This window comes from Sphingomonas sp. ID1715, from assembly GCF_013044515.1.
Classification (GTDB): Bacteria; Pseudomonadota; Alphaproteobacteria; order Sphingomonadales; family Sphingomonadaceae; genus Sphingomonas_B.
In genome coordinates, this window is record NZ_JABEPR010000002.1 from 460,421 (window position 1) to 472,683 (window position 12,263).

Here is a 12,263-nt window from a genome sequence, read left to right on the forward strand (position 1 = left end):
TTCCGAAACAAGCGCTTACCCGTTCGTTAAGCTCCACTCGCCTAACGCCGCCCGGATTGGAGCACTGGAGCCGCAAATGCCCGCCGAGACCCGCCGAAAAGGAGCGCCCTGGACCGAGGCGGACGACGCCGAGCTGCGGCGCCGCTGCGAGGCGGGCGAGTTCCTCGAAGACATCGCCAAGGCGCTCGGCCGCTCCAGTGAAGGCGTGCGCACCCGCGCCAACCTCCTCGGCATCCCGTGCAAGTCCGGGCGCAGCGCCGGAGCGCGCAAGAAGGCGCCTCCAGCACCGAAGGCACCCCCCTACCGGCTGGTCTGCCGCAAGTCCGATGGCTCGACGGAAAGCGTCACGGCTGTGGACGCACGCAGCGAGGCCGAGGCCGTCGCGGTCGCCCAGGCCTGCGTGGCGGAGGGCGGCTGCGAGCTGTGGCGGACGGGCAGCGATCCCGTGCTGGTCGGCCGCTACTGACGCTAAGGCGCTAAGCGGCGACAGCTCGCTGCGCCGCGAAATCCGCTTCGGCGAGGAAGCGTTCGGCGTCCAGCGCGGCCATACAGCCGGTGCCGGCGGCAGTGACCGCCTGGCGGTAATGCTTGTCCATCACGTCGCCGCACGCGAACACGCCGGGAATGGCGGTGCGCGAGGTACCGGGCTCGACCCGGATATAGCCGTCGTCCAATTCCAGCGCCTGGCCGAACAGCTCGGTCGAGGGCGAATGGCCGATCGCTACGAACGCGCCGTCGCACCCGATATGGCTGTGCGCCCCGGTGACGGTGTCTTTCAGGTCCACGCCGACCAGCCCTTCGGGCTCCCCACCGCTGACGAACCGCTCCACCTGCTTGTTCCACAGCACCGAGATCCGCTCATTGGCGAACAGCCGCTCCTGCAGGATCTTCTCGGCCCGCAGCGAATCGCGGCGATGGATCAGCGTCACGTCCGGCGAATGATTGGTCAGGTACAGCGCTTCCTCGACAGCGGTGTTGCCGCCGCCGATCACGACCACTTTCTTGCCGCGATAGAAGAAGCCGTCGCACGTCGCGCAGGCCGACACGCCCTTGCCCGCCAGATGCCGCTCGCTATCCAGGCCAAGCCATTTCGCCTGCGCGCCGGTCGCGATCACCAGCGTCTCGCCCTCATAGACATCGCCGCTGTCGCCCGTCAGCCGGAACGGCCGCCGCGACAGGTCGACGCCGGTCACGATGTCGTACATCATCGTGGTGCCGACATGTTCGGCCTGCTTCTGCATCTGCTCCATCAGCCAGGGGCCCTGGATCACGTCCGCGAAGCCCGGATAATTCTCGACATCGGTGGTCGTCATCAGCTGGCCGCCGGGCTGGATGCCCTGCACCACGATCGGCTTCAGCCCCGCGCGCGCGCCATAGATGGCGGCGGACAAGCCGGCGGGTCCGGAGCCGAGGATCAGCATGCGCGTCTTGTGAATCGTCATCGTCATTCCCTTATCACCCCAGCAGATAGGGGGCGGCGCGCCACCACGCAAACGGGGTTGACGGCGCGTTAACCAGATTCAGGTTAGCCGTTTCGCTCCCGACGGACGGAGCGAATGAGCGCGCGCACCATTTCCAATGCCTTGCTGCTGCGGCTGCGGCTGTTTGCCCGCGCCGAACGGCGGCGCGTGACCCGCAGCCTGTGGGTGCGTTCCGAGATCGTCGACGCTCAGGTGCGCGAAGTCGCCAAACAGGTGAAGCAGGGCGCGCCGGTCAACCTGGCGGCATCCATCGTGTTCGCCTATCTCTTCTCCGGCGTCGAACATTATGTGCCGCTGCTCGCCAGCTGCGTGGCCCTGTTCTGCCTGACGGCGAGCAGCCTCTTCTACCTGCCCCACATGCCCTTTTGCCGGGTTCGCTATCACTCGGCCGAACAGCGCCGGCGCATTCTCCACCTCTATTCGCTGGCCACGGGTTTGGTCTGGGCGGCGATGCTCGTGGCGCCACTGCTGACGGCCGGCGAGTCGGTCCGCATCTATTTGTTCTCGATCATGGTCGGGGCGATGTGCGTCGGCGGACTGATCCTCGCCATGCTGCCGCTAGCCGCGCTCGCTTATACGGCGGTGATGGGACTCGGGCTCGCCACTGCATTTGCGCTGCAGCCCATCCATATCCCGCCGGCCCTCTACTGCGCGATCACCCTATACATCTTCATGCTGACGCGGGTGTTCTTCGATCTCTCCAATCTCTTCGTCGGACAGCTGATCTCGGCCGAAGAGGTGCGCCGCGCCGAAGCCGCCGAGCGGGAGCGCGAGCGGCGGGAGCTGGAGCACCGCGCGGCCGAGCGGCTCGCGCTTCAGTCCGAGCGCGAAGCGGCACGCGCTCAGGAGCAGGAACGGCATCGCGACGAACTGCTCCGCCTCGGCAGCCAGTTCGAAGCGAGCGTGATGGCCGTCGTGCGCAGCCTCGGCGACGCGGTCGGTCAATTGCAGCAATCGTCCGGCGCCTTGCACCAGATCGGCCAGGAAACGAGCAGCAAGGCGCTGACCGTCGCCGATCGTGCGACCAGCGCTAGCCAGGCGGTGGCCAGTGTCGCCGCGGCCTCCGCGCAGATGGTCGAGACCGTCGGCCATGTCTCCGCTAGGGTCGAAGAGCAGGTCGCTTCCAGCGGCACGGCGCGCCACTCGGCCGAGGAAACGCGCTTGGCCCTGAACGAACTCGCCGCCAGCGCGGAAGACATCGCCAGCGTCGCCACGCTCATTCAGGACATCGCCGCCAACACCAACCTGCTCGCCCTCAATGCGACGATCGAGGCGGCGCGGGCTGGCGAAGCCGGGCGTGGCTTTGCCGTCGTCGCCCAGGAGGTGAAGACGCTCGCCACTCAGACGGGCACGGCGATCGGCCGGATCGGAGCGACAGCCGCCGCCATCCGCGCGCGCGTTTCGGGAGCGCTGGCAGCGGTCGAGCGTGCCTCCGCGCAAGTGGATTCGGTCGGCGACGGCGCCGCCGCGATCGCCGAGGCAGTGACGCAGCAGCGCCACGCTTCCGACCATATCGGCCGCAACGCCGCCGCCGCCGCCGAGGATGCCGAGGACGTCCACGCCAACATGGCCCAACTCGCCGAGCACGCGCGCCAGACCGGCGCCTTCACGGACTCGATGCGCGACCTCGCCCAAGCCCTGGATAGGCAAAGCCGAACCCTGACCACCGCCGCCGGCGACTTCCTGAGCCGCCTGCGGGCCGCCTAGATCTCGCGTTGCACCTGCGCGTGAATCAACACTGCGAATAGCCCAGTCCCGCCGATCACGTTGCCGATCAGCGCGGGGAGCAGAAATCCGCCCAGCGCCCAGCCGAGGCCGGCGTCGCCCGCCCAGACCAGCAGAAAGGCTTCGGCCGCCCCCACGACGACATGGGCAAAGCCGCACAGGCCGATCACGAAGGTCAGGAACAGCACGATCCAGAATGCGGCACTGTCTTCAGCGGATCGCATCCAGGCGATCGATGCCATCAGGAAACCGGCCGGGATCGCCTGCAGCAATGTCGCCAGAAAGTCGCGCTCCTGGATCTTGGCGGCCACGGAGAGCATGCCCGTCAGCATCTCCGGTGATTGAACCCGGCCGAAGACCGCCAGCGCCGCAACCGCGGCTGTGCCGACCAGGTTGCCGAGCAGCACGAGCGACCAGAGCCGAGCGACACGGCCGAGATTGTGCGATGTGAACTGGCGCGCGAGCGGCAGGATTGCGACCACGGTCTGCTCGGTGAACAGCTGCATCCGCCCCAGCACCACGATCAGGAAGCCGGTGGGATAGCCCAGCGCCACCACCGCCTCGCGCCATGCGGCCTCTGGGAGATAATGGTGCAGCGCTCCGCTCATGGAGACGGATGCCATGATGGCGACGCCGGCCGCGACGGCCGACCAGAACAGGGACGAGGCAGGCCGACCCAGCTCCTCGTCCCCTTGGTTCGACACGGCCGTATGGACCACCTTGGCGGAAGGGGGGCTATGCTCGTCCACCTCCACCTTTTCGTCTTCGCTGAGTTTGGCCTTGGCGTCCTCCAAGCGCTGCTCCTCCACGCGGGCAGCGATTCAGATCGGTGCTGGCTCCCTCTCCAGCCGATGTTATGCTCCGCCGGTAAGTCGCAATTCAGCTGCGGCGCGACAGGTGAGGAGCGGAGGGTCAGATGGCGCGTGAGTTCTCGATCATCGTCTATGGCGCGACCGGCTTTACGGGCCGGCTCGTCGCCGAATATCTCGCGGCCAATTATCCGGACCTGCGCTGGGCGATGGCGGGGCGCAGCCAGGCAAAGCTCGAGCAGGTGCGGGCGGAGATTGGCGCGCCGGCCGCACTGCCGCTGGTGGTGGCCGACGCCGCCGATCCGGCGAGCGTCGCGGCGCTGGTCCAGCGCGCCGATGTCGTGATCACCACGGTCGGCCCCTATCAGCTCTACGGCACGCCACTGGTTGCCGCCTGCGCCGCCCACGGCACCGGCTATGTCGATCTGTGCGGCGAGCCGGGCTGGATGCGTGAGATGATCGACAAGCACCAGGACGAGGCGAAGGCGAGTGGCGCGCGCATCGTCTTTTCCTGTGGCTTCGATTCGATTCCGTTCGACCTGGGCGTCCAGCAGCTGCAGAAGCTCTGCACCGAGCGGTTCGGCACGCCGGCGCCGCGCATCAAGGGCCGCGTGCGCGCGATGCAGGGCGGCTTTTCCGGCGGCACCGCGGCCAGCCTGAAGGCGACCCTCGCCGCGCTTGCCAGGAACCCGTCGCTGGTGAAGGTGCTCGGCAGTTCCTTCGGCCTGACGCCCGGTTTCGAGGGGCCCGACCAGCCCAACATGATGCTGCCGCATTTCGACAGCGCGGTGAACGCCTGGGTGGCGCCGTTCGTGATGGCGCCGATCAACACCAAGAATGTCCACCGCACCAATGTCCTGCTCGGCCACCCTTATGGCCGCGACTTCCGCTATGACGAGATGATGGTGGCGCCGGGCCTTGGCGAAATGGGCAAGGCGGCGGCGGAAGCGATCGCCAAGTACAACCCGTTCGGCGGCGAAGGCGGGCCCAAGCCGGGCGAGGGCCCCAGCAAGGAGGATCGCGAGAACGGGTTCTACGACATCCTGTTCGTCGCCGAATATCCGGACGGCCGCGGCGCGCGCCTGTCGGTCAAGGGCGACCGCGACCCCGGCTATGGCTCGACGTCGAAGATGATCGCCGAAAGCGCCTTGTGCCTGGTCGAGGACCAGACCGGCCAAGGCGGCATCTGGACCCCCGGCGCGATCATGGGCGACGCGCTGGTGAAGCGGCTCGAAAGCCGCGCTGGCCTCAGCTTTGTCGAGGAGAGCTGACGCGGGCCAGCAGCGCCATCGCCGCTGCCAGTGCAGCGGCGGCCCAAAGCGCCTGCGAGCCCACCCGCCCAAAGGCAAAGGCGCCGATCGTCGCGCCACCGACCAGCCCGAGCCATAGCTGGAAATAAGCTCCCAGTCCGTCCGTCGGGCGCCCGGTGGCAAGATTGGCGAGACGCTGGCCGATCTTGACCAGCGTACCGGTCATATAGGTGAGGCCCACCCTCACCTCCCCGCCATCCTCGAAGGTGGCATTCTCCGCGCCCATCGCGAACGCGGCGAGCAGCATGGCGGGCCAGGCCGCGCCCGTCGTTGCGCACAGGGCGGCGATGGTCAGGGCGGCCGCCACCAGCCCGAGCACGGCGGCCTGCCGCCGCGCGCCGTTGCGGCCGGCGATCGTGCCGCCCGCGACGCCCAGCACGAAGCAGCCGATCAGGACCCCGGCTACGAGCGCCTCATCGCTTCCCCGCCCCAGGCCCACGCCGAGCCGGGTAGAATTTCCGCTCATGAACGAGACAAAGAAGCCGCCCGACTGGCTGTAGCCGATCGCATCGACGAAGCCGGCGATGGCCGCCAGGCCGATGGCGAAGATGCGTGCGCGCAAATCCAGGCGGGTCATGGCCGCGGCATCCCCCAACGGCCGGTGCTTGTCGATAGGCTGCGGCCGAAACGCGATGCGCCCCGCTGCTTGGGGGGGTGAGCAGCGGGGCGCCAACGCGGGAACAAGGAACTTGCGAAGGGGGGAAGCAAGTTCCGTAGCCAAGAACGGGCGAGCGGCTCGCGGGTTCCCGATCCAGATCAGGAACGCAGGCGTAACATACTCGTATCGTGCGATTTCAATCGCATCACCGCTTACTCGACTTCGCTCGTTCTCCGCGGGTAAGACACGGCATGCGCAACCTCATTCCCCTTATCGCCCTGCTCTCCACCGCGGCCATCGCTCAGGCGCCGCAGTTCAGCACCGAACGGCTGACGCAGGATATCCGCACCCTCTCGTCCGACGAATTCGAAGGCCGCGGCCCCGCGACCGCCGGCGAGGAGAAGACGATCGCCTATATCTCCAAGACCATGGCCGAGGCCGGGCTGCAGCCCGCCGGCGATCTGGAGAACGGAAAGCGCAGCTGGTACCAGAAGGTGCCTTTGCTCCGCACCTCGATCCGCGGCGCCGATCCGAAGCTGGTGCTGACCGTCGCCGGCAAGCCGATGCCGATCACCCAGGGCGAGCAGATCTCCGTCCGCGCGCCGCTCACCGGCCAGAAGCACGTCACCATCAACAACGCGCCGCTCGTCTTCGTCGGCTATGGCGTCACCGCACCTGAACGGAAGTGGGACGATTTCAAAGGCCTGGACGTCAAGGGCAAGATGCTCGTCGTGCTCGTCAACGATCCGGATTTCGAGACCGGCCAAGGCGATTTCGGCGGCAAGGCCATGACCTATTACGGCCGCTGGACCTATAAATATGAGGAAGCCGCCAAGCGCGGCGCTGCCGGCGTGCTGATCGTGCACGAGACCGCGCCCGCCTCCTATGGCTGGAACACGGTCAAGAACTCGAACACCAACACCATGTTCGACATCGTCCGCAAGGACCCGAAGGCCGCGCACACCCCGGTCGAAGCCTGGATCCAGCGCGACCAAGCGGTCGCCATCTTCAAGGCGTCGGGGCTCGACTTCGAAGCGGAGAAGCGGCGTGCACAGACCCGCGGCTTCAAGCCGGTGCCGCTCAAGGCGACCTTCTCGGCCGATTACGACGTCGACGCCGAAGTCATCACCTCGCACAATGTCGCGGGCGTGCTACCCGGCAGCCAGCATCCGGACGAGGTGGTCGTCTTCTCCGGCCATTGGGACCATCTCGGCGTCGGCCAGCCCGATGCGCGCGGTGACCGCATCTATAATGGCGCGGTCGACAATGCGTCCGGCATCGCCGAGATGCTGGAGCTCGCCCGCGCCTTCGCCAACGGCCCCAAGACGAAGCGCTCCCTGCTGTTCCTCGCGGTCACCGCCGAGGAGAAGGGGCTGCTCGGCTCGGAATATTATGCCGCCAACCCCCTCTACCCGCTGGCGAAGACCGTCGGCGTGATCAACACCGACAGTGCCGGCGTTGCCGGGCCGGCGCGAAACTTCAGCATCTCGGGTACGGCCCGGCTCGGCCTGCTCGACGAGCTGACCCGCATCGCCGCCACCCGGAACCGCAGCTTCACGCCCGATCCGCATCCGGAATCGGGGGGCTTCTACCGCTCCGACCACTTTCCCTTCGCCAAGCGCGGCGTGCCCGCCATCTCGTTCGAAGCCGGCAACGACCTGGTCGAGGGCGGCACCGCGCGCGGCGAAGAACTGGGCAAGGTTTATACCCGCGACCGCTACCACCAGCCCGCCGACGAATGGAGCGCGGACTGGAACCTCACCGGCGTCACCGCCGACCTGGACCTGCTCCACGCGCTCGGCAGCCAGCTCGCCAACAGCCGCACCTGGCCGAACTGGAGCACCGACAGCGAGTTCCGCGCCGCCCGCGACAAGAGCGCGGCCGAGCGCCGGTAAGTCATCGCTCGTCCCGAGCGATTTGATGCTAGGCAAAAAAGTAAGGGCCCCGCTCCAGGGGTGGGGAGCGGGGCCCGGACTTTGGGTCGTCCTGGACGGCAAGGAGGGGTGGCCCTGCCGTGGTTCGGACAGCGGGGAAGGGGTGAACCGCGCTGTCGGGATCAGTATATCGCGGCGAGCGGTCGCAAACCTATGTCGGCCATCACATGAATTTGTCGCAGTTTGTCGCAGGCGCCTCTGCTAGTAAGCTCTCGCGACGGCGAAGGCGACGGCTTCGGTCAGCGCCGCCTTGGCCGCGCTCGGGCCGAACCCGCCGAGCGCGTCGATCGCGCGCTGGCCATAATGACGGGCATGGGCGAGCGTATCGTCCAGCGCACCGGTGTCGCGCAGCAGGGCAGTGGCGCGCGCCAGATCCTCGTCGCCGATCCGGTGGCCCATCATCGCGTCGTGCCAGAACGCCTTCTCCTCGGCCGAGCCGCGGGCATAAGCGAGGATCACCGGCAGCGTGACCTTGCCGTCGCGGAAATCGTCGCCCACGCCCTTGCCCATCGTCGCCGCGTCAGACGCATAGTCGATCGCGTCGTCGACGAGTTGGAAGGCGATGCCCAGATTGCGGCCATAGGCGTCGAGCGCGAGCTCTTCCGCCTCCGGCCGCTCCGCCACAACCGCGGCGATGCGGCAGGCGGCGGCGAACAGGGCTGCCGTCTTCGCGCCGATGATGGCGAGATAGCGCTCTTCGGTCGTGCCCACCTGGCGCTGGGCGGTCAGCTGGTTGACTTCCCCTTCCGCGATCACCGCCGAGGCGTTGGACAGGATGCGCAGCACCTTGAGGCTGCCATCCTCGACCATCAGTTCGAAGGAACGGCTGAACAAAAAGTCGCCGACCAGCACGCTCGCCGGATTGCCCCAGATGATGTTGGCCGTGCGGCGGCCGCGCCGCAGGTCGGAGCCGTCGACGACATCGTCATGCAGCAGGGTCGCGGTGTGGATGAACTCGACGGCGGCCGCGAGCTTGTGATGGCGGGTGCCGGGATAGTCGAGCAGCCTGGCGCACGCGAGCGTCAGCATCGGTCGCATCCGCTTGCCGCCGCCGGCGATCAGGTGCCCGGCCAGCTCCGGGATCAGCGGGATGTCGGACTGCATCCGGTCGAGAATGACGCTGTTCACCGCGTTCATGTCGTGTGCGACCAGGCGAACCATCGGGTCGAGCGACGGCGTCGCGGGCGCGCCGTCGATGCGGTGAAGAGTAGCGCTCATGCGCGGTTGCATGTGGCGCGCACCCCGCCTTATGGCAAGGCTGCCGAACGGGGTGGCTATGACGAACCAAGCTGACGACCGCCTGACGCGTTATCGCGAGAGCATCGACAATATCGATGCCGCGCTGGTCTTCATGCTGGCCGAGCGGTTCAAGATCACGCAGGCGGTCGGCGCGTATAAGGCGGAGCATGGCCTGCCGCCGGCCGACCCCGGCCGCGAGGATCGCCAGATCGAACGGCTCCGCCGGCTTGCCCAGGAAGCCCGGCTCGATCCGGAATTCTCCGAGAAGTTTCTCCGCTTCATCATCGACGAAGTGATCCGCCACCACGCTCGCATGCAGGAAGGCTGACGCCACAAGATGCTGAGTTTCGCGCTATCCCTGTTGCTGCAGGCCGCTCCGATCGCCGCCCCGCAGACGCCGCCCTCCCCTGCCTGGCCGACCAGGGAAGCCGACCTCACCCTGCGTGATTTCCGCTTCGCCAGCGGCGAGAGCCTGCCCGAGCTGCGGCTGCATTATGCGACGCTCGGCACGCCGCACCGGAACAAGGCCGGTGAGATCGACAACGCGGTGGTGGTGCTGCACGGCACCGGCGGCAGTGGCAAGCAGTTCCTCAGCCCGCAATTCGCGAACGAGCTGTACGGCCCCGGCCAGCCGCTCGACATCCGCCGCTATTTCATCATCATGCCGGACAATATCGGCCATGGCGCCTCGTCCAAGCCGAGCGACTGGATGCACGAGCGTTTCCCGCATTACGACTATGCCGACATGGTCGCGGCGCAGGCGAAGCTGCTCGATCATCTGGGTGTCAGGAAGCTGCGGCTGCTGTTCGGTACATCCATGGGCTGCATGCACGGCTTCGTCTGGGGCACGACCCATCCGGAGCGGATCCAGGCGATGATGCCGATGGCGTGCCTGCCGGTCGAGATCGCGGGCCAGAACCGGATGTGGCGCAAGATGGCGATCGACGCGCTGCGCGACGATCCGGTCAAGGGCATGCGCACCGCCGCCGACCTGCTGCTGCTCGCCGGCCTCAACCCCGTCGCGACCCAGGCCGAGGCGCCGACGCGAGAGAAGGCTGAAGCTTTGCTCGCCACCCGCTTCGACGCGACGATCAAGGGCCGCGACGCCGAAGACCTGATCTGGCAGCTCGACAGCTCGCGCACCTACAACCCGCAGCCTTTGCTCGAGCGGATGACGATGCCGGTCACCTGGATGAACTCGGCCGACGACTTCATCAACCCGCCCGGCCTCGGCATCGCCGAACGCGAGGCGAAGCGGCTGCCGAACGGCAAGTTCATCCTGATCCCGCAAAGCGCCGAGACCAAGGGGCACGGCACCCACACCTGGGCGAAGTTCTGGAAGGGCGAGCTGGTGGAGCTGTTGAAGCGCTCGGAATAACCCACCTTCGTCATCCCGAACTTGTTTCGGGACAAGGCGACCGTCACTCCAAGTTTTCGCTAACCCTCGCAGTGCCCGCTACCCCATCCTTGTCCCGAAACAAGTTCGGGATGACGGGGAAGGAGCTCGGGGCTAGAGCCGACCCATGATCCTCGTCATCGACAATTACGACAGCTTCACCTGGAACCTGGTCCATTATCTGATGGAGCTGGGCGCCGAGGTGGAGGTGGTGCGCAATGACGCCATCTCGGCCGGCCAGGCCCTGTCGTCGGGCGCGGAGGCGTTCCTGATCTCGCCGGGACCGTGCACGCCGAATGAAGCCGGTGTGTCGCTGGAGCTGGTCGCAGCCGCTGCCGAGGCGAAGCGGCCGCTGCTCGGCGTGTGCCTGGGCCACCAGGCGATCGGCCAGCATTTCGGCGGTCAGGTCGTGCGCGGCGGGCTGATGCACGGCAAGACCTCGCCCGTGGAGCATGACGGCACCGGGCTGTTCGAGGGCCTGCCCTCTCCGTTCACCGCCACTCGTTATCACTCGCTGATCGTGCCCGAGGAAGGGCTGCCCGACGCGCTCCGCGTCAATGCCCGCGCGCCGGACGGCAGCGTGATGGGCTTCATGCACTGCAGCCTGCCGATCCACGGCGTGCAATTCCATCCCGAGAGCATCGCGACCGAGCATGGCCACGACATGCTCGCCAACTTCATGCGCCTGGCGGGCGTGAAGGTGATGGAGCGGGCGTGAGCCGTCTCGCATTGCTGCCGGACGCGGCTTCGCCGCTCGACCACGCCACCGCCGAGCAGGCCTTTGCCGACATGCTCGACGGGCGCTGCGATCCGGACGAGGTCGCGCGCTTCCTCACTGACATGGCGCTGCGCGACGAGACCAGCATCGAGATCGCCGCCTGCGCGCGGGCGATGCGCGCCCGCATGATCGAGGTGACGGCGCCCGCGGGCGCGATCGACGTCTGCGGCACCGGCGCTGACGGGCAGCACAGCCTCAACATCTCGACTGCCGTCGCGGTCGTCGTCGCCGCGCTCGGCGTGCCCGTCGCCAAACACGGCAACCGCGCTGCCTCGTCCAAGGCGGGCGCCGCGGACACCCTGGAAGCGCTCGGCCTCGACCTCGACATCGCGGCCGCGACCGCCGATCGCAGCCTGGCCGATATCGGCATCGCCTTCCTGTTCGCGCAGCAGCATCACCCCGCGCTGGCGGCGCTCGGCCCGATCCGGCGCAAGATCGGTCGCCGCACCGTGTTCAACCTGGTCGGGCCGATCTGCAACCCGGCGCGGGTGACGCGGCAGCTGATCGGCATCGCCCGTCCCGACTTCATGCCGACCTATGCCGGCGCAATCGAATTGCTCGGCGTGGAGGCGGCGATGCTGGTCGCCGGCGACGAGCCGCTCGACGAACTGTCGATATCCGGACCGAGCACCATCGTGCGGATCGGCCGCTGCGGCGAAGGCACGCTGCGCATCTCCCCCTCCGAGGCAGGGCTGCCGAGCCATCCGCCCGAGGCGCTGCGCGGCGATGATGCCGTCTACAATGCCGCCGCGCTCCGCCGGCTGCTGCAGGGCGAGCAGGGTGCCTATCGCGACGCCGTGCTGCTCAACAGCGCTGCCGCACTGATGGTCGCCGGCCGGGTCGAGACCTTGGCCGAAGGCGTGGAGGAAGCGGGCGAGGCGCTCGACAACGGCCTTGCCAATGCCTTGCTGGATTGCTGGATTGCGTATCGCTGACCTTCCCCGCTCCGTTCGTATCGAGCGAAGTCGAGATACGCGCTTCTCGACTTCGCTC

Annotated in this window: 12 protein-coding genes; 8 read left to right on the forward strand and 4 right to left on the reverse strand. The window is 67.6% G+C overall.

The features are described 5' to 3' along the window. Positions 1 to 76: 76 nt before the first annotated feature. Positions 77 to 466 (forward strand): hypothetical protein, encoded by a 390-nt coding sequence (locus HJG53_RS07145; RefSeq protein ID WP_171128980.1) that lies wholly within the window; start codon positions 77 to 79, stop codon positions 464 to 466. 10 nt (positions 467 to 476) lie between these two features. On the opposite strand, the gene trxB is transcribed toward HJG53_RS07145, so the two are convergent. Continuing rightward, a complete protein-coding gene (trxB, locus tag HJG53_RS07150) occupies positions 477 to 1,448 on the reverse strand; it encodes a thioredoxin-disulfide reductase (RefSeq protein WP_171128981.1) in 972 nt (323 codons plus the stop codon). A 108-nt stretch (positions 1,449 to 1,556) separates the two neighbouring features. Here trxB and HJG53_RS07155 point away from each other — a divergent pair, with 108 nt between their 5' ends. After that, positions 1,557 to 3,188: a methyl-accepting chemotaxis protein gene (locus tag HJG53_RS07155; RefSeq protein ID WP_171128983.1), complete on the forward strand. Its 1,632-nt coding sequence runs from the start codon at positions 1,557 to 1,559 to the stop codon at positions 3,186 to 3,188. Here HJG53_RS07155 and HJG53_RS07160 read toward each other — a convergent pair. Next, positions 3,185 to 4,000 (reverse strand): formate/nitrite transporter family protein, encoded by an 816-nt coding sequence (locus HJG53_RS07160; protein ID WP_171128985.1) that lies wholly within the window; start codon positions 3,998 to 4,000, stop codon positions 3,185 to 3,187. The genes HJG53_RS07155 and HJG53_RS07160 overlap by 4 nt on opposite strands. A gap of 122 nt (positions 4,001 to 4,122) precedes the next feature. On the opposite strand from HJG53_RS07160, the gene HJG53_RS07165 reads away from it, so the two are divergent. Next, positions 4,123 to 5,286 (forward strand): trans-acting enoyl reductase family protein, encoded by a 1,164-nt coding sequence (locus tag HJG53_RS07165; protein ID WP_171128987.1) that lies wholly within the window; start codon positions 4,123 to 4,125, stop codon positions 5,284 to 5,286. On the opposite strand, the gene HJG53_RS07170 is transcribed toward HJG53_RS07165, so the two are convergent. Continuing rightward, on the reverse strand, positions 5,264 to 5,902 hold the full coding sequence (locus HJG53_RS07170; protein WP_171128989.1) for a YoaK family protein: 639 nt from the start codon (positions 5,900 to 5,902) through the stop codon (positions 5,264 to 5,266). The genes HJG53_RS07165 and HJG53_RS07170 overlap by 23 nt on opposite strands. A 272-nt stretch (positions 5,903 to 6,174) precedes the next feature. On the opposite strand from HJG53_RS07170, the gene HJG53_RS07175 reads away from it, so the two are divergent. Next, positions 6,175 to 7,818: a M28 family metallopeptidase gene (locus tag HJG53_RS07175; RefSeq protein WP_171128991.1), complete on the forward strand. Its 1,644-nt coding sequence runs from the start codon at positions 6,175 to 6,177 to the stop codon at positions 7,816 to 7,818. 240 nt (positions 7,819 to 8,058) lie between these two features. On the opposite strand, the gene HJG53_RS07180 is transcribed toward HJG53_RS07175, so the two are convergent. Next, positions 8,059 to 9,075 (reverse strand): polyprenyl synthetase family protein, encoded by a 1,017-nt coding sequence (locus HJG53_RS07180; RefSeq protein ID WP_171128993.1) that lies wholly within the window; start codon positions 9,073 to 9,075, stop codon positions 8,059 to 8,061. Positions 9,076 to 9,133: 58 nt separating this feature from the next. On the opposite strand from HJG53_RS07180, the gene HJG53_RS07185 reads away from it, so the two are divergent. From HJG53_RS07185 to trpD, 4 genes are all read left to right on the forward strand, one after another. Further along, positions 9,134 to 9,424, forward strand: coding sequence for a chorismate mutase (locus tag HJG53_RS07185; RefSeq protein WP_171128995.1), 291 nt, complete (start codon positions 9,134 to 9,136; stop codon positions 9,422 to 9,424). A gap of 9 nt (positions 9,425 to 9,433) precedes the next feature. Continuing rightward, the gene (locus tag HJG53_RS07190; protein ID WP_171128997.1) at positions 9,434 to 10,474 is read left to right on the forward strand and encodes an alpha/beta fold hydrolase; all 1,041 of its coding nucleotides are present in this window, start codon (positions 9,434 to 9,436) and stop codon (positions 10,472 to 10,474) included. A gap of 145 nt (positions 10,475 to 10,619) precedes the next feature. Next, positions 10,620 to 11,210 (forward strand): aminodeoxychorismate/anthranilate synthase component II, encoded by a 591-nt coding sequence (locus HJG53_RS07195; protein WP_171128999.1) that lies wholly within the window; start codon positions 10,620 to 10,622, stop codon positions 11,208 to 11,210. Next, complete coding sequence (gene trpD / locus HJG53_RS07200; protein ID WP_171129001.1) at positions 11,207 to 12,205, forward strand: anthranilate phosphoribosyltransferase; 999 nt, start codon at positions 11,207 to 11,209, stop codon at positions 12,203 to 12,205. Before HJG53_RS07195 ends, trpD begins: the two co-directional genes overlap by 4 nt. Positions 12,206 to 12,263: the final 58 nt, after the last annotated feature.